Source organism: Acidiplasma sp. MBA-1 (assembly GCF_000949015.1).
In the GTDB taxonomy this organism is placed as follows: Archaea; Thermoplasmatota; Thermoplasmata; order Thermoplasmatales; family Thermoplasmataceae; genus Acidiplasma; species Acidiplasma aeolicum.
The window spans coordinates 416,084-434,199 of sequence record NZ_JYHS01000001.1 but is presented as its reverse complement, the minus strand read 5'-3'; the positions used below and the strand labels follow the sequence as shown (position 1 = coordinate 434,199).

The window sequence follows — 18,116 nt, the reverse complement described above, 5'->3', positions numbered from 1 at the left end:
AAATTATGAAGAAAAACGTTTCAACGTAACCGTATTGAATATAAATGTTTAGGACAATGAAAGAAAAATATAAAAAACCAAAATTTTTATGCAGGGTGTTTTATTATAAAATAATTGTTAATATCATACTTTTATAAATTTATATTATTATATAACAAATTTTAAATCTAAATTCAAGAACAAACTGCTTGAATATTCAATAAATGTTATAATTTATAACAACTTATGAAACTTAATATTAACCTTTGAATAATTATTATTGTTGTGCTCCATAAAATTATATTTATATAATTTACATTATAATGTTCATTATTTTTATAAATAATGAGGTCATTGCTAATACACAGCCTCTGTTAGATTATAATCAACAACAGGCACTCCAAAACTGGATAAACTTTTAAATTTAAACATCTCATCATATTTTTCTTGCGGTGTCATTGGCTTATCTTTAAGCGCACTCAGGAAGCGTTCATTTTCTGAAAGTTCAGATAAATAAATCATATCACCATGTGTAAAATTAATTTTTTTAAGATAATTAACAGTATTATTTATATGACCCTGAGAATGTTTTTTACCTCCGGCGCCTATTAAAATTATAATTCCAATATTTATCCCGGCATCTTTAACAGTGTTTATAAAATTTATGGATTCATTTATGTCTATTTTTTTATTTAAAATGTTCAGTACATCAGGGTCCCCACTTTCAAGACCCACATAAACTCTTTTCATACCAAGTTCCCTCATTCTGACAAAATCCTCAAATTTTTTGGTCTTAAGTGTTGTGAATACATCCATAAAAGAGTAAATCCCAAGATTAAAATTACTATGAATTAAATCTAAATATTCGAAAAGCCTGTCTGACCCTATATTTATGGCATTTGCATCACCAAGGAATATTGATCTTCTGGACGTTATGGAACTGCCAAAATATTCCTTTAATGCATTTATCTCGGATTCTATGTCTTTTAGGTATAAAACATTATATTTATCATTTTGGTAAAGATCACAGAACGTACATTTATTCCATGGGCATCCAGATGTTATCTTTAAATAAATCGATAAATACTGGTCAGGTGGCACTATTGGTATAAAATTGCCATATATTTTAATTAATTTCTCTGCGTCATCCTGTAAAAATTCATAATTTACATGTTCCGGTATATATGTATAATTTCTCGCATAGGAATAAAACTCATTGACTATTTTTTTTGCCTCATTAATTCCAAGCCGCTCCACCATTCTTCTTCCGTTTATAATATAATTCTTAATGAATATATTCTGCAGGCTCCTTCTAACGGTAAATCCATTATATGAATAAAACATTATTCTGTAATTATTATCCATTACCATTATTCTGGAATTTTCTGCTATTTTTATTGAACCATCTGCCTGAATATATGTCATGTTTATGCCTAACTATTGTTAAATATATCATCTATTAATTCCTTATGCTTGCTTTTATACTCATCTTTATCAAAATGCCTGTAAAGGTATATTAAAAATGCTATTAAAAATACACCTGGAATCCACATATAAAATGAGCTGTATGGATTTTTTGTTCTTAATAAAACTATTTCCGATGTTTCAATAAGCCCGGCAATGGCAAGTTCTATAACCACAAATATGTACATGTACAGTATTTTTATATAGCTTTTTAATGGATAACCTTTTATTAGATAATATAAAAGGTAAATCCCGGAGCTTAATGCAACAGAATATGCTGGGAGCTCAAGCCAGAAATGCGGAAGCATCATTAATGAAATGGCAATAACAAGACCTGAGGTGTGATCGTGCACACCCTCAACTGCAACAACCAGCGCAGTTGAATATATTGATGTGGCAAAGAAGAATATTCCTATTATGGGTATAAATTCAATGGTTGCAATTAGGAGATTATGTGGAAATATTGAAAGCCACATCGGTATGAAGGCCTGGGATGTAATGCTTCTATCCTCAGATGCAAATGAATTATATAATGCAGAATTATGGATTGGCAGGGAGGAAATGAAAAGAAATGCCGCAAGATCCAGAATGAACACCAGCAGGAATAATCTTCTTAGTTTTATCATATAATTTTATAAGTAAATTTTATTATAAAACTTTAATTGTTTTCAATTCTTGTAATCTGATTAATATCCTCATTATATTTTTGCAGCAGGTTCTTTAATGTAATAATTCCCAGAAATTTTCCATTATCAGTGACTGCACACCATGTTGTTCTATTCTTCATCATTATCTCCCATGCACTCTCTGCACTGTTTTCAAGTTTTACATATGATGTTCCGGGCCGGTAATATTCATTTACATAACCATAAAGCTTATTTTCAATATCATACATATAAATGCTTCCAAGAAGCTGATCGTTATGAACAACCGGAAGTGCCAGCATGCTGTTTTCCCTCATTATCTCTGCAGCCCTGTGAATGCTGTAATATAAATCTGCGTATATATTTGTGATAAGCGGTACATCAGAAACCTTAATATCAAGTAATAACGGTGTATGGTATTCTCCCATGTTGGCAGGAGAATCCTTTCTTGTCATAACCTGTGATTCGTATATGCTGTATTTTGTTCCGGATACGATATATGCAATTGTTACAGCTATCATTGCACCGGGAAGCAGCTGAAGGCTTCCTGTCATTTCAACAACCATTATAATTACAGACAATGGGGCCTTACCCGCAGAGCCAAAGAATGAAAGCATGCCTATTATTACAAAGGGTGCCACTGAGGTTACTATTGCAGGAACAATCATATGAAATAGAAAACCGATAAGGGCTCCAAGAGATGCCCCTATAAATATGCCGGGAGCAAATACACCCCCACTGCCACCTGAGGATACAGTAAATGATGTGGCAATAATTTTAACAAATGGAAGCAAAATTAAAAAAACAATTAATGGAAGGCCAAAGGTTATAAGGTCATTAAACTGGCCGCTTTCCAAAAGCTGAACCCACCCATAGCCTGTGCCCAGAATTTCAGGAAAGGCAAGTGCTATGAGGCCTGTTACAGCACCGCCAACCATTGGCTTAATATGATTGGGGACCTTCCATTTTTTAAAAATATCTCTTACACCGTAAAATGTCCTGACATATACTATTGACATTAAGCCGGCTATTATACCAAGAAGTGCGTAAAATGGCATCCTCAGTGGGTTAAACGCCTCAAGGTAATAACCAAATATTGGCTCGAATCCAACTATTGATGCAAAAATGGAGTACCCTATTGCAGATGCCACTAGTGATGGGAATATAACCTCTGATTCAAAATCACGGCGGTAAAGTATTTCTGCACCCAGTATGGCACCACCTATTGGTGCCTTAAATATTGTTCCTATACCTGATCCTATTCCAACCGCAACGGCTATTCTGCGATCCTTGGGACTTAAACCAAGAAAATCAGCAATCATGGATCCTATGCCTGCGGCTATTAATGCTGTTGGCCCCTCCCTGCCGGCGCTGCCTCCAGATCCTATGGTAATTGCAGATGCCAGTGTTTTAATAAATGGGATTCTATGCCTTATTTTCCCCTGCTTGTAATGAAATGCCCTTATTGCGGCATCGGTACCATGACCCTCTGCCTCCGGTGCAGTTGTATATATTATTATTCCTGATATTAGTCCACCAAGTGCAACAATAAGTGGTATAAGATAGAAGTGTGTTGCATGGAATGTATATATTAAGGAACCCCCCTCACCAAGTGGCCTGGGTATATTCATGCCTATTATATGAATTAAAAAAATATTCTCAAAAAATCTTATTGCAAAATAAAATATTGTTGCACCAAATCCTGCCACAACGCCTATCAATCCACCTATTAAGAGCCACCTCTCAAAATAGGGTAGAGCGGATATCTTTAAATTCGTTTTTATACCCCGACATTAATTTACAGGTTGATTATATATGTATATATAATATTTGGTATACAGATTTAATTGATTTTACAGGTAATTTAACAGATTAACATTCAATATTAACATTATAAAATATTTTATCAATTCAATACCGTTATATATTGTAATGAATTATCATACAGACTATTAACCATGATTAACGAGAAGCCATTTAAGGTTAAACAACAGTTACCATTCCTTGATGATATCATAGCAGAATGGTTCGATTCAAAATATGATGATTTAAGTGAACCACAGAAAAAGGCAATACCACTAATACATAATGGAAAAAATGTGCTGGTATCATCACCAACCGGAACAGGAAAAACACTTACAGGATTTCTTTCAATTTTAAATGAGCTATTTATAAATGCAAGGAATAATTCCCTTGAGGATAAAATATACTGTGTATATATCTCACCATTAAAGGCACTGGCTAATGATATTGATAAAAATCTTAAGGAGCCTTTAAAGGAAATCTATGATCTGGCCAGATCAAAGGGAGAAAATATACCTGATATAAGAATTGGTGTTAGATCTGGCGATACTGGCCAGAGCGAGAGGGGAAAAATGCTGAGGAAACCTCCCCATATTTTAATAACAACCCCGGAATCATTATCACTGGCACTTACCGCAACAAAATTTAGGGAAAAATTTGCAGACGTCCAGTACGTTATAGTTGATGAAATTCATGAGATTTCAGCAACAAAACGTGGATCACTATTATCATTAAATCTGGAAAGATTGTATAATATAGCAGGTGAATACACAAGAATAGGGCTTTCAGCAACCCAGGCACCACTGGATCTAATTGCCTCATACCTTTGTGGTTATGCAGGCAATAAAAAAAGGGAGTGTGAAATTATTGAGGTAAACACAAACAAGTACCTTGATTTAAAGATTATAACTCCGGTAAAGGACCTAACAATGGTAAGCTTCGAGGTTGCCAATGAAAAAATGTATGACATAATGGTCGATTTAATAAATTCTCACAAAACCACATTAATTTTTACAAACACGAGAAGCTCAACAGAGCATGTTGCCATAAGACTTAAGGCAAGAGGAATTGAAAATATTGAGGCACATCATTCATCGCTTGGAAAGGAAACAAGGATAGATGTTGAAAATAAGCTTAAGAATGGCGAATTAAAATGTGTTATTACATCAACATCACTTGAACTTGGAATTGACATAGGTTTTATTGATCTTGTTATTCAGATAGGCAGCCCAAAATCGGTTTCAAGGGCACTTCAGAGGATAGGGCGGTCTGGACATGGCGTCAGGGATCTCTCAAAGGGAAGATTTATAGTATTTGATCTTGATGACCTGATGGAATGCGCCGTAATGACAAAGGCTGCCTATGATCACGAAATTGACAAGGTAAGCATACCATTAAATCCACTTGATGTTTTATCCCAGGGAATAATAGGCATGGCCCTCGAAAAGGTATGGAATATAGATGACGCATATAATTTAATAAAAAATTCTTTTTCTTTCCACACCTTGGATTATAATGATTATATTGCCACATTAAATTATCTCGCAGGAAAAATAGAGGGAAATACTTTATTTTCAAAAATATGGCTTGATGAGGAACAAAAAACATTTGGAAAGAAGAAAAGCACCAGAATGATATATTTTATGAATGTTGGAACCATACCAGAGGAGGCAAATTATAATGTTGTAAATGAACAGGGTAGAATAATAGGCCAGTTAAGCGATAAATTCGTGGAAAGATTAAAAAAGGGAGATATATTCGTTTTGGGTGCAAAAACATATATTTTTCTAAGAACGTCAAGAAATAATATTACAGTCAGGGAGGCAAAGGGAATGAAGCCAACAGTGCCATCATGGACAGGTGAGCTGCTTCCCCGAAGCTATGATCTCGGTGTGCTAATAGGAAAGTTTAGGGAAACACTTTATAAAAAAATAAAGGCTGGCGAGGATCCCCGGCAGTGGTTAATCGATAACTACCGGGTTGATGAATACGGTGCCATGAGCCTTATATCATATGTAAAATCCCAGGGTTCATTTTACATTCCAACACACGACAGGTTATTTATTGAGGGCTATATTGACAAGGATTTGTATGATATAATATTTCATATTCCGCTTGGAAGGCGTATTAACGATGCCATATCAAGGGCATATGCGCTTGCAATATCAAATAAATATGGAATATCCACAAGGCTAAGCGTTAACGACAACGGTTTTATGATTACAATAGGAAGACGCCTGAGAATCGATGATATTATTCATCTTATTAATGCCGGCAATTTTGAGGATTTATTAGACAGGTCAATAGTAAACACAGAAATGTTTAAGCAGCGTTTCAGGTACTGTGCCACAAGATCTTTAATGGTTTTAAGGAAGTATAAGCAAACGGATATATCTGTGGCAAGGCAGCAGCTTCGCAGTGACAGGCTTTTAAGGGTTCTTGAATCCATGAATAATTTTCCTGTAATAAAGGAAACTTTTAATGAGATAAAAAATGATCTCATGGATGTTAATAATGCAAAAAAATATATTAACGATGTAATAGATTCCGGGCATTACAAAATAAGGGATTACAGTGACGAAAGCAGTCCATTTTCATATAATTTAATACTTTCTGGTGTTTCAGATATAGTTTTAATGGAGGACAGATCCAAGTTATTAAGGGAATTGCAGAACAAGCTTCTCGATAAAATTTACGGTACAAACGGAATAGATTTTCTTATTAAGGATTCAAAGATGGCTGAGGACTACTTTAAAAATAAAATTCCAAGGGTTATCGATGAAAATTCATATATGGATTTTATTAAGCATTTTCTTTACATAGATCCGTTTAAAAAAAGGTATAATTCGCCACTGGATTATACTGACATGGATATAGAAAAAATAACCTATGAACTTATAGACCGGGATATTTTGGTTTATGCCTTTATGAGGTCTGACCAGTGGGTGTACCGCGGGTATTATGATATTATGTACTCATTATTTAAAAAAGAAGTCGAACTTAATAATACAGATAAAGAGGTTTTAAATAATGTAAATCTTAAATCATATTCAGAACTTAAAAAGCTCGGCATAAATGAGGATGCATTAAAGGATTCATTAATGAAGCTGGAGGAGAACTATTTAATCAGGAAAAAGTTGTCAGGCCATAATTCGGTTTACATAAAAAATGATATAAAAGTTAAAACATCTGGTAATGAATTAAAGGATGCTGTTAAACTTATTCTATCATCCTTTGGGCCATTATCAATGGATGAGCTTCAGATAAGGCTTCCCGTGGATTCTGACATGCTGGAACAGTCGATGGAGGAACTAATAAAAACTGGAGAGGTTATATATGATTACATTACACCAATATTTGTTAAGCAGTACATACTAAAAAACGATCTGGATGCAATTCTCAATAAAACCGATGAAAATATACTGACAAAAAGAATAATAAATTTTATACAGGAGGTTGATGACGTCAGTGAATATTTTGAAAAATATGGTTTTGCATTTGATGTCTATGATATTTTGATTAGAACCAAACATTATAATCAGATGGATTTAAACAAAATGCTTAAAAACCAGGATGTATATTATTTAAAGGCCATAAAAAATAAATATGTGTATATATCTAAATGGCTGGTTGATGCACTGTATTATCTAAGATATGAAAAAAATACAGAGAATGAGGAAAATATATTAAGATACATAGCCGAGGGGTATAACACAGAGGAGGAACTGTTAAATATCTCAGGTCTGGATAAATCAATTATTAAGGTGATATTAAAATCCCTTACATTCAAATTCCAGATAATGGATAATAATGGAATTTTTACCATTTATTATCCGGTTGATAATAACAGTAATATAATAATAGAAAAATATGGTCCGGCCACAGCCTATGAACTCTCTAGATTTTTCTGGTTTAATCCTGCAAGAATAGATTATTCTGGATTAAAGCCATATTATTACAAAAATGACGTTTATTATGGCTTTATTAAAAACAGTAATGTGCAAAACAGGGGAATAATAGTAAATATTAATGATCCTGTGAGCATATACCTTGGAAAGTATATACAGAATGACGATTACAATGCAAGATTTATTTACAACGGTGCCGAGGAGGCAATATTCCATATGGAAATGCGCACCCCCGGTATATGGATAGATAATTTATATTTTGAGCATCCAAAAGTTGACGAATTTATTGAGGCCTTATTAAATACGTGCAATAAAACTAATATTAATTCAATTATAATTAAGGTTGGGGATGGTATTTCCTTTGATAACTTTGAAAAATATGGGTTTAAAAAACAGAATGATGTAATATACCGCGGAAACTTCGAAATTATGGATATAACCAATGATGACCTGATTGAACTTGCAGTTAAAAAATCGATGAACCAGAACATACCAATAAATTACAGTGTACTAAATAAAATGCTTTTTGGATTTAGAAATGATATAGAATCATCATATTTTGGGGTAAGGAGCCTTGAATTAAATAACTATTATAACTCTGTACTTCTGTATAATTTTAATGGCCCCTTTGGAATAAATGCCCTTGCAACAAAAAACGTTATAAGCATATACAGGTCTGCAAAGAAGAACGATCTAAATTCTCAGGAGGAAAAAATTCTTAAGATGCTTATATCAGAATCAATGTCGGAGAATGAATTAATTAAAACGGCAAACATAAATTCTATTGTAATAAAAAATTCTATAAAAAATCTTTATAAAATTAATGCCATAGCAAGGGATAAAAACAGAAAATATATAGTAATTAATTCAGAGTATAATGAGCAGGAAGCCATAGAAAATATACTTTCATATATAATTGAAACAATTGGCTTCTTCGATGATGCCATATATGAAAGGTTTATGGAGACAAAAATCAGCAGGGCTTATTTAAGTGCAGTAAAATCTTTAATTTCAGCCAGGGTTATACACGAGGTTTTAATACCATCCGAAAAAAAGATAATATATGTATCAACTGCTATTGATATGGCCAAAATTAAAAAAATGAATGTAATAAGGTTAATAACCCCGAAGGATATAATATCATTATTCTTTACTGACTATATAAAATCGAGATATAAAACGGTAAATTCATATTTATTATTTTATAACAACTCCATAAAGGCTAATTTTACCGTCAAAAAGAGTGGAAAATACCTGTCAATCAAATCATTTAATGGAGATAATTCATTAAAAGGAATTATAAAAAAAGAGTTCAACAATGCAGGATATATATTATCTATATGAAATAATTTTATCTGTTTATCCATTAAAATGATAATTTTGAAAAAATTTAAAAATTTGGCATGTATTTTGAAATTTTCTGAATAACATCATCGGGTGCCGCTGCAAGTGCCTTTTCCATCATTTTTAGATCCCTATCCCTTATCATTTCCGGCAGATCCATGTTTGCCTTCACCCTTAAATTTAGATAATCCCTAATTTTATCCCCATCCATTTCTGAAATAACCTTAAAAACGGTGATGCAGAAATTTACATAATTTTCATCTGTGGCCTTTCTCATCTCAATAATCATGTCCCTCATAATTTTTTCAATCTCATTCTGGTTCATCTGCAAAAGTTCATTTATATATAATGCTGTTTCAGATTTTCGTGTTTTTTCATCCATTTCTGAAATTTCCAGTGTACTTTTCATCTGTATCTATTGATAATTTTGGCTTTTTTAAAATATTTTTTGGTATGAATAAAATAATTGGCGGGCCTGCCGGGATTTGAACCCGGATCCTCGGCTTCGAAGGCCGTAAGGATGTCCTAGTTACCCCACAGGCCCGTTCAGTGTATTATTTTATGGAATAAAAATAATGGGTTTGGCATAAATCATATTATATGTTCATTAAGCCATGAAGATATTAAATTCATGGTTTGGACTCCTTTTTATATAATCCTGTTTCGTTCCAGTATGTTTTATTGTTCCTGTGCCTTATTATATTTATGAAGCCGAAAATGAGACCTGATAGGGCAACAGTGGAAGTAAATATCAAATAATACCTTATTGACCCCTTAATAGCAGAATCTTTTACCATATCGTATATATTTATTATATGCCCGGAATGACCAAAAATAAACATAAATACAGGAAGCATGGATATTGATATAATCATGCCCATGTTTCTTAAAATAAATAATGAGTTATTTGCCTCTGTTCTGTATGAATAACCTCTTGCATCCGTTATCATGGTCGTGGATGGGGACCAAAACAGTGATCCACCAAGGCCGGCAAGAAAAAGGAGCTCGGGTATGTAGCTTAAATACAGTCCAATAAACATTATGCTAACACCCTCAAGCAGTATTCCCGCATTCATTATCACCTCACCATGCCCATAACGATCATAGAGATATCCCCCAAGTGGGCTTGATATTATTGATGCAAGTGGGTATGGAAATATAAGTATGCCTGCATCAAGGGATGATATTCCAAGGTATGATTCATAGTAGATGCTCATGGCGTAAAGCACAGAAAAAAATGCAAATGATTCAAGAAAGGATGCAATGGATATCAATGAAAACTGCCTGCTTTTTAATAGATTCCTTGATATAACGGGACGCCTGTACTGGGCATAAAAAAAGAATGGAAATATAATTGCTGATATTATTAGATAATATATATTTATAAATGAAATGCCAATGATAAGGGGTACCAAAAATACAAGCATGGCAATGGACGATGTAAAATTAATTTTTTCATTCAATTTTTTGCTTTTCTTTATGAATTTAAATGCAAAAAATATGGCCAGAATGCCAACAGGAACATTAATTAAAAAAATATATCTCCAGTTAAAAAGTACCAAAAACCCTCCCAGCAGGGGCCCCATAAGTGTACCAACTGACCAGGATATTGAATTTATACCAACTGCCCGTCCACGTTCCTCTTGCGGAAATGCATTTAAAATTATGGGTATATCTGTTGCCGTCATAATCCCGGCACCGATGCCCTCGAAAAATCTGGAAATGATCATAAAGTTTATTCCAGGGGATAATGCGACAAAAAGTGACGATGCTGTAAATAATGAGAATCCGGTTATATAGAATTCACGATTGCCAAATTTTTTAATTATTTCTATGGCCGGTGCAAGCATAACTGTTGATGAGATGATGTATATTACTATTACGAGTGTGAGATTTGACACATTTGTTTGAAAGTTTTCTCCTATTTCAGGCAGTGCAAGATAAACAATGGTGGAATCCACGGCTGCCATGAGTGTGCTTAGGGTGGTCACAAGGAGAACATAGTACCTATTCATCTCATGCTAATGTTATATTAATATAAATAAATAACAAATAAAAATTAATGTATATTTTTGTTAACTCTCTTAATATTGAAGTATGAGGCTATTATAAGATATATTATGACCGGCACAAGAATTATAAACATGTTCCTAAAGCCTATCAGATTGTTTATAAAACCCCCCACAGATGGGGTGATTATACCTATAAGCATCATTACTGAAAAGAAATAGCTATTTGCCACATTTCTGCTCGACATATCAAATGTTCTGCTTATTGATACTATAGATAATGGATATGTTACACCGTGGGGTATTCCAAGCATTAGATATGCTATTATATATATGATTGCAAATTTACTGAAGAATATTGCTATTATTCCTGTGAGTGTGACCAGCATTGCAATGGCTATATAATGCCAAAGGTTTTCAGGAGTTTTTATTGAATAAAAAAGCCTTGATGAGAAAGAAATAATAAAAAATCCGGTAAATAGTAATGTTACCTGCGAGTAGGAAAATCCTAAAACGGATTTTGCATATATTCCACCAAAGGTAATAAGAAGTGCGAATACAATATTGTATGCTAAAATTGCATAAACCGCAACCTTAAACCCTGGCTCGCCAAACACATTTATTTTTTTATGGTTCTTCTCGATATTTTCATCCGGAAATTTAATAAAAAAGGAAAAAACCGAGGCCACAATGCCGAATGGAACAAAATACAGGAATATATACCTTAGGGGTTCAAAATTTAATATGTATGATTCATAGGCAGGACCTGCTATAAGGCTCACACTTAGTGCGAGTGTGTAAATTCCCAGAATTCTTTCCCTAACCTTCTTATCACCAGATGAACCGGCGGATGTGATTATATTTGGCATTATTGCACCAAAGGCAAATCCTGCAACAAATATAAATATCCATACAGATATATTATTGGAAAATTCCATTACAGCCAGAATTATGGTAAATGTAATATTTGATGCAATGAAAAGTACCCTCCTGGGAAAAGCACTTAAATGTGTGTTAATTATTGCAGTGGTAATAAATGTTGCCAGTGCCATTACCGATTCTGTTAGGCCAACCTCAACCTGATTAAAATACAGGTCATATTTTGCAAATAATGATATGGTGGTCATCATCATATTATTTGAGGCCCTTACGGCAAGTGTAAGCAAAACAATTATAAATATTGAATAAATTAAATAGGCCTGAGATGAATATTTTAATTTATTTTCCATTTTAATATCATCATATACAATAAGTCAATTATCTATAAATAATTTATCTGTTAAATGAATACATAAATATGAGAAATGAGCTAATATTAAAGGGAACCATAAACCTCCTAATTTTAACCCAGATATCAAAAAAACCAATGTATGGATATGCAATAGAAAAGGAGATAAATTCAATGATAAACACACCACTTCCAACTGGAACAATATATACACTTCTGCATAATTTAGAAAATAGAAATTTTATTAAATTTACAGTTAAAAAAAATAATAATGGACGTATATCAAAAATTTATGAGATAACACCCGATGGGAAAAAGTTTTTAAAATTCCATCTTGAACCATTAAATACGGTATCCATGATTATAAAATATCTGATAAGTGAGATACCCAAAATCACATAAATATTAAAAAATTTATAAAAATTAGAATAATATTTTTTCAATATTATTTTTTATTTTTTCCAGTCTGAGCTTTTCATCCGATGTCAGCCTATCCCTGTTATCAGCAAGGTACTGTATATTATTTTCAATTTTGTCCAAAACCACTGAGTTTTCATTGCCCTTTAAGCTAAATTCAACCTGTTTTTTCCATGGAAACCAGGAATTATTTAAAAATTCCCTTCCGGAATCTGTAATATAATAATATTTCTTTCCGTCTCTTTCTTCCATTTCAAGATATTTAAGGTCATAAAGATTTTTAAGCATTGGGTATATTATTCCGGGAGATGGCACCCATCTTCCATCGGTTATTTTTGCTATTTTTTCTGTTATTTCTGATCCTGTAACCTTACTTTCTGATGCTATTGTTAATATCCAGTATTTAAGTCCAAATCCTCTTCTGCTCTCCATGCCGTGCATGTGGCCACATCCATTATTCATCCCGTGCATATTTTCATTATTTCCCATTCCGTGTCTGTATCTATTATACATTTTTACCCTCCAGATATCTTTTAGTGATATCTAATATAGATATCTATAACAGATATATAAAGTTATGCATTAATTACATAAAGGCAAATGGGGTCTTAAAAAATTTATAAAAATCTGAATTAAATACGATTTTAAGCATACATCAAATGAGTGCCAGTGGCTTATAATTATAACTGGAAAAATTATGCGGTTATTATTTTATTATAATATTATTAATTAATTGTTTTATTTTATACATTAACTTGACCCGGATTTTGGCATTTTAACCACCCAGAGTGCCATGGTAAATGCAAACATGAATCCAAGTATTATTGCTATTATATCAAAAAATAGGGCATTTTTTAAATAGTATTTAAAATTTAAAAGTACATATGTAACGTATACAACGGTGATTACACCAATGCCAATATTTAAACCGATTATTTTTTTTACATTATTTACTGACATTATACAGTGATTTCATTATGATTAATATTTTTTATTTAAATTTTAATCATTTTTTTAATAAATCCTCAGCAGATTTCTTTAATATCATTGCTCCATATTTTAAAGACCTTTCATCCACATTAAAAGTGGGACTATGGTTTGGGGAATATATGCCCTTTTCCCTATTTCCTCCACCAAGGAAATAGTATGCACCCGGAACCTTCTGAAGGTAATATGCAAAATCCTCCCCTCCCATATCTGGTTTTGGATGAACAATATTTTCCTGACCAAGAACCTCTGCTGCATTTTTTTCTATTATTCTGGAAACCTCCTCGTTGTTGATAAGCACCGGATAACCTTTTATATAGTCATACTCATAGTCTATCCTGTATGTTAGCTTTAACCCCTCCAGTATTTCTTTTATTCTCCTTTCTATCTTTGCCTGTGTATCGTTATTAAATGTCCTGACAGTGCCTGTAAGCTCTGCATGGGATGCTATAACATTAAACCTGAATCCTGCATTTATGGTTCCAATGGTAATTACTGCAGCCTCCTGCGGGTCTATTTCTCTGGAAACAATATTATGGATCATTTCAATGAGATGCCCTGATATATAAATTACATCTATTGCATCCTGTGGTGCTGAGCCATGGCCACCCTTTCCTGTTAATTTTATAACAAACCGGTCTGCATTGGCCATCATTTCATGGTAGTATATATATGCCTTTCCCATGTCCTTGTTTCCCCATATGTGCTGGCCTATTATGTAATCAACGCCATCAAGGGCACCATTTTTTATCATTTCAACAGCTCCGCCGGGGGGGTTCTCCTCAGCTGGCTGAAATATAAGCCTTATGGTCCCCGGTATATTATTTTGTTCTGTGAACATTTTTGCCACGCCAAGAAGCATGGCCATATGTGTGTCATGCCCGCATGCATGCATTACACCGGGATTTTTTGATTTGTAATCAATGTTATTTTCCTCCTGTACAGGCAGTGCGTCCATGTCTGCCCTTATTGCCACAGTTTTACTTCCATTGCCCCTAATATCACAGATTATCCCGGTTTCTGTAATTCTTTTTGGTGATAATCCCATTTTTTTTAATTCTTCTTCTATTTTGTCTGCAGTTTTGTATTCCTTAAAGCTAAGCTCGGGATATTCATGAAAATACCTTCTCATGGATATTATATAATCCTCAACTTCCATAGGGGATTAATTTTAAAACATATATAAATATAATTAAAGAAAAATTATTTTATTATCTGTTTCTCTTTTTGATTTCAATAAATATGGCAAGAATTAATATCAAAAGGATTATTAAATCGAAGATTGTAATATTTGCAAATATTGATTCTGCCAGAATGTTAATGCCCAGAATTTTAAAAAATGATCCAAGCGCAGAGTTATAAACAGTTATTAATTTTTCATTTGGGCTTTTAATAAGGTATTCCTGTGAATGAAGATTAAATGATTTGTTATCCATATTATATGATATATTGGCATAGGGAATTACAAATTCTCCAGGCCCATTTAATTTAATCTTATATGTAAAATTATAGTATTCACCAGGTTTTAGTGTAATATTATGTATATCAGAATTTCCAGAAATTAATGATAATGATCCGGTTTTTTCATAATTTTCAATAAAGTAATCCTCGGATATATTAAGATAATATAATGTCGAGTTATCCCGGTTTTGAACCTCATTAATTACTGTGGCCACATGATTATTCTCACTGATTTTAACGTTAAAATACAGGTATGCAGGAAAGGTATAATTGAAGGAAATATTACTCTGGTCAGGATTAAAATTTTGCGTATTATAATATGTTGTATTTGTACTTTCATTGAGAATAGAAACAAAATTTTTATTATTTGAATAAAAAATTGAGTTTATTGATGTTTTACTATTACTGGAATCTGGATAAATTACACCAATGGCAGATACAGTCCCATTAAAATTAATTGTGGAATTATAACCAATTATATCTGACATATTTATTTTATGATATTTACCGGAGGAATGGAATACACTGGGATTTTCAAATAGTCCGGCCAAAAACCTTTCATTATCACTGGTTTTATTCCCACCCAAAAGTAGGGAATAATTGCCATAACCATATATCAAGGCTGATGACCTGAAATTTTCTGAATCATATTTTTTTATTATATTATACATTGATAAATTAGAATTGTAGTTATTAATAACATTTTTAATATATTTTGATTCATTGATATCCTGACCATAAACATATAATTTATATTTTGAATAATTGTATGCAAGCAGTAACTGCGGATTGATAATTCCAGAGTTTTTTAGGATCCCTGAGGTTCCATCAGAGCCTAAAGTATAATTATTTTTGGAAACAACAACAAAAAGCCCTGATGGTACCATTGATAATAATTTTTTAAGGTTCCCTGATATTGGCAGATGTACTATAGAATTTGAGATGTATGTAAGATTATTGCTTAATATGGATGCTGCAAGAATAATATTTGAATTAATATTAGTACTGTTCTGGGCAAGAATCACCGTGTTTATTAATGATCCATTCTCTGTAATAATGTTAATAGATGCCTGAATACCCACATTATTTAGATTATTAGCCGAATTTGCCTCTGTATTTGCATGGTTTATACCGGCAGGAATTACAAAAAATGATGAGATAACAATTAATGTTATAATTACAACAATTATGGCCTCAGCCCTGGCCATCCCTTTATGCCTTTTTTTAAACAGTGAGGCGATAACACCTGAAACCAGAATAACAATTGCCAGGTTCTCTATAATATTAATTATAATAGGATATACAAGTGAGTAGTTAAAAATGCCTGAGGAACCATAAATGCTTGTTTCTGGATTTAAAGCCACAGCATTATTTTTTCCTATTGCTGCAATAATTATGCTGTAAATTGTTGAAATTAGTGGTTCATTCTTTATATCTATTAAATTAACATTGTATGGAATCATATTTGGTAATATGGATAATATTCTCTCCACCCTGCCTGTTATATCAGGAATTGCAGAGGTATATGATGTTATGTCAAGAACTGATATAAGCACAAGGATCATAAAGGAAAATGTTAAAGAATACAATAAAATGGATGTGCCCATGGCCCTGAGCCCTTTTCTTGTGCTGATTCCAACAATAATGCCTATTATAATCCAGCTTATCATTATTGCATAATAATGTATGGGATTTCCTGCGAGGAGACCAATGATGCCCAATAATAGTGGGAGACCATATCCAAGATATGGACCAAGAAGGTTTATCAGTGGTGAGTAAAGCGGTGATACCATATAATATGAAAGCATGACCACACCGATACCACCGGCGATTAAGCCCAAAAGTTTTCCCATAAATATAAAACTTATATCTTTATATAAATATTTGTTTTAAAAATTATAATAATTTCTGTAAATATTAAAAAAATAATGAACATGGACATAATAATAGTTTTTATATATTGTTGAAATTGACCGGTATGTCCAGCAAAACTGGGAAATGGTTTCTTTACGCATTGGTTGGATCCTCTTTCTGGGGATTCTCGGGCACGGCCTCATCTGCATTATTCATAAGGTATCATTTCAGCGCCATATTATTGTCATCTCTACGCATGTTAATAGGTGGCATTTTTATTATAATAATATTCAGGGCAGGGATACCAAGGAAGGATGTAAAAAATTTTCTGGTATTTACCTTCGCCGGTCTTATGCCCGTACAGATTTCATATATTGAAACAATAAAATATACAAATGCAGCAACAGCAACGCTTATACAGTACCTTTTTCTGCCAATTATTTTCATTTATGAAATTTTTAAAAAAATTATTCGGGTTGATAGATATATAATTATTTCGACGGCCTTTGCAATATTTGGTTTAATTGAACTTATTTCTGGTTTTCCATTTAGCGATAAAAATATTTTAATTAATATTTACGGTATTATTTTTGGAATGATCTCAGCTGTAACTGCTGCAGCATACATAATAATGTCCGGTAATGTAATCTCAAAAAATGGTAGCAGCTCATCAATAGGCTATGCACTTTTAATTGGTGGAATAGTGACGCTTCCATTTTCATTAAATAAAATGTATTTGTTCGATTCGTATATAAAAGCGGAATTTATTGGTGTTATTTCACTTATTCTCTTTATTGGGATTATTGGCACTGCACTTTCTTTCTGGCTGGTAATTTCATCCAGAGAAAAAATAAGCTCCACAAAAACATCCATCGCTGCGACGATGGAGCCATTTATGGCCGCCATTACATCATCAGCGTTTTTAGATATTTTTTTAAAACCTGTTCAGTACATTGGCTTTGCATTAATCATAATATCAGTAATAATTTCAACAAAGAACTGATTTAAATAAAATTTA

General features: G+C 32.7%; 13 protein-coding genes and 1 tRNA gene. 3 read left to right on the top strand and 11 right to left on the bottom strand.

The genetic code is table 11. The features are described from left to right. Nucleotides 1-336: 336 nt before the first annotated feature. From TZ01_RS02210 to TZ01_RS02200, 3 genes are read right to left on the bottom strand one after another with little or no spacing between them, the layout of a single operon-like run. Entirely contained in the window at nucleotides 337-1,404 is a 1,068-nt protein-coding gene (locus TZ01_RS02210; RefSeq protein ID WP_052656686.1) for a radical SAM protein, read from the bottom strand. A gap of 8 nt (nucleotides 1,405-1,412) precedes the next feature. After that, a complete protein-coding gene (locus TZ01_RS02205) occupies nucleotides 1,413-2,069 on the bottom strand; it encodes a stage II sporulation protein M (protein WP_048101150.1) in 657 nt (218 codons plus the stop codon). Between the two features lie 32 nt (nucleotides 2,070-2,101). Next, entirely contained in the window at nucleotides 2,102-3,871 is a 1,770-nt protein-coding gene (locus TZ01_RS02200; protein ID WP_048101149.1) for a chloride channel protein, read from the bottom strand. Nucleotides 3,872-4,045: 174 nt separating this feature from the next. Between TZ01_RS02200 and TZ01_RS02195 the strand changes: the two genes are divergently transcribed. Further along, complete coding sequence (locus tag TZ01_RS02195) at nucleotides 4,046-9,142, top strand: ATP-dependent helicase (protein ID WP_048101148.1); 5,097 nt, start codon at nucleotides 4,046-4,048, stop codon at nucleotides 9,140-9,142. A 46-nt stretch (nucleotides 9,143-9,188) separates the two neighbouring features. Here TZ01_RS02195 and TZ01_RS02190 read toward each other — a convergent pair whose 3' ends face one another. From TZ01_RS02190 to TZ01_RS02175, 4 genes are all read right to left on the bottom strand, one after another. After that, nucleotides 9,189-9,551 carry a hypothetical protein gene (locus tag TZ01_RS02190; RefSeq protein ID WP_048101147.1) on the bottom strand — a complete coding sequence of 121 codons (363 nt, stop codon included), beginning with the start codon at nucleotides 9,549-9,551 and terminating at the stop codon, nucleotides 9,189-9,191. Nucleotides 9,552-9,609: 58 nt separating this feature from the next. Beyond that, a tRNA-Arg gene (locus tag TZ01_RS02185) sits at nucleotides 9,610-9,686 on the bottom strand. 85 nt (nucleotides 9,687-9,771) lie between these two features. Next, complete coding sequence (locus TZ01_RS02180) at nucleotides 9,772-11,157, bottom strand: MFS transporter (protein WP_048101146.1); 1,386 nt, start codon at nucleotides 11,155-11,157, stop codon at nucleotides 9,772-9,774. A gap of 44 nt (nucleotides 11,158-11,201) precedes the next feature. Then, nucleotides 11,202-12,380 carry an MFS transporter gene (locus TZ01_RS02175; protein ID WP_048101145.1) on the bottom strand — a complete coding sequence of 393 codons (1,179 nt, stop codon included), beginning with the start codon at nucleotides 12,378-12,380 and terminating at the stop codon, nucleotides 11,202-11,204. A gap of 68 nt (nucleotides 12,381-12,448) precedes the next feature. On the opposite strand from TZ01_RS02175, the gene TZ01_RS02170 reads away from it, so the two are divergent. Further along, a complete protein-coding gene (locus TZ01_RS02170) occupies nucleotides 12,449-12,781 on the top strand; it encodes a PadR family transcriptional regulator (RefSeq protein ID WP_048101144.1) in 333 nt (110 codons plus the stop codon). Between the two features lie 21 nt (nucleotides 12,782-12,802). Here TZ01_RS02170 and TZ01_RS09135 read toward each other — a convergent pair whose 3' ends face one another. The 4 genes from TZ01_RS09135 to TZ01_RS02150 form a co-directional block, all read right to left on the bottom strand. Further along, nucleotides 12,803-13,309, bottom strand: a complete 507-nt coding sequence (locus TZ01_RS09135; RefSeq protein ID WP_082180420.1) for a PadR family transcriptional regulator — start codon at nucleotides 13,307-13,309, stop codon at nucleotides 12,803-12,805. A gap of 237 nt (nucleotides 13,310-13,546) precedes the next feature. Continuing rightward, nucleotides 13,547-13,756 carry a hypothetical protein gene (locus TZ01_RS02160; protein WP_048101143.1) on the bottom strand — a complete coding sequence of 70 codons (210 nt, stop codon included), beginning with the start codon at nucleotides 13,754-13,756 and terminating at the stop codon, nucleotides 13,547-13,549. Nucleotides 13,757-13,802: 46 nt separating this feature from the next. Continuing rightward, nucleotides 13,803-14,942 carry a M20 family metallopeptidase gene (locus TZ01_RS02155; protein ID WP_048101142.1) on the bottom strand — a complete coding sequence of 380 codons (1,140 nt, stop codon included), beginning with the start codon at nucleotides 14,940-14,942 and terminating at the stop codon, nucleotides 13,803-13,805. Nucleotides 14,943-14,994: 52 nt separating this feature from the next. Further along, entirely contained in the window at nucleotides 14,995-17,097 is a 2,103-nt protein-coding gene (locus tag TZ01_RS02150; RefSeq protein ID WP_048101141.1) for a hypothetical protein, read from the bottom strand. A 125-nt stretch (nucleotides 17,098-17,222) separates the two neighbouring features. Between TZ01_RS02150 and TZ01_RS02145 the strand changes: the two genes are divergently transcribed. Continuing rightward, complete coding sequence (locus TZ01_RS02145) at nucleotides 17,223-18,101, top strand: DMT family transporter (protein WP_048101140.1); 879 nt, start codon at nucleotides 17,223-17,225, stop codon at nucleotides 18,099-18,101. Nucleotides 18,102-18,116: the final 15 nt, after the last annotated feature.

What these genes read in the sequence shown, in the direction of transcription:
- TZ01_RS02210 (WP_052656686.1), bottom strand. Translation starts at nt 1,404, where the DNA reads ATGACATATATTCAGGCAGATGGTTCAATAAAAATAGCAGAAAATTCC.
- TZ01_RS02205 (WP_048101150.1), bottom strand. Translation starts at nt 2,069, where the DNA reads ATGATAAAACTAAGAAGATTATTCCTGCTGGTGTTCATTCTGGATCTT.
- TZ01_RS02195 (WP_048101148.1), top strand. Translation starts at nt 4,046, where the DNA reads ATGATTAACGAGAAGCCATTTAAGGTTAAACAACAGTTACCATTCCTT.
- TZ01_RS02190 (WP_048101147.1), bottom strand. Translation starts at nt 9,551, where the DNA reads ATGAAAAGTACACTGGAAATTTCAGAAATGGATGAAAAAACACGAAAA.
- TZ01_RS02180 (WP_048101146.1), bottom strand. Translation starts at nt 11,157, where the DNA reads ATGAATAGGTACTATGTTCTCCTTGTGACCACCCTAAGCACACTCATG.
- TZ01_RS02175 (WP_048101145.1), bottom strand. Translation starts at nt 12,380, where the DNA reads ATGGAAAATAAATTAAAATATTCATCTCAGGCCTATTTAATTTATTCA.
- TZ01_RS02170 (WP_048101144.1), top strand. Translation starts at nt 12,449, where the DNA reads ATGAGAAATGAGCTAATATTAAAGGGAACCATAAACCTCCTAATTTTA.
- TZ01_RS09135 (WP_082180420.1), bottom strand. Translation starts at nt 13,309, where the DNA reads ATGTATAATAGATACAGACACGGAATGGGAAATAATGAAAATATGCAC.
- TZ01_RS02160 (WP_048101143.1), bottom strand. Translation starts at nt 13,756, where the DNA reads ATGTCAGTAAATAATGTAAAAAAAATAATCGGTTTAAATATTGGCATT.
- TZ01_RS02155 (WP_048101142.1), bottom strand. Translation starts at nt 14,942, where the DNA reads ATGGAAGTTGAGGATTATATAATATCCATGAGAAGGTATTTTCATGAA.
- TZ01_RS02150 (WP_048101141.1), bottom strand. Translation starts at nt 17,097, where the DNA reads ATGGGAAAACTTTTGGGCTTAATCGCCGGTGGTATCGGTGTGGTCATG.
- TZ01_RS02145 (WP_048101140.1), top strand. Translation starts at nt 17,223, where the DNA reads ATGTCCAGCAAAACTGGGAAATGGTTTCTTTACGCATTGGTTGGATCC.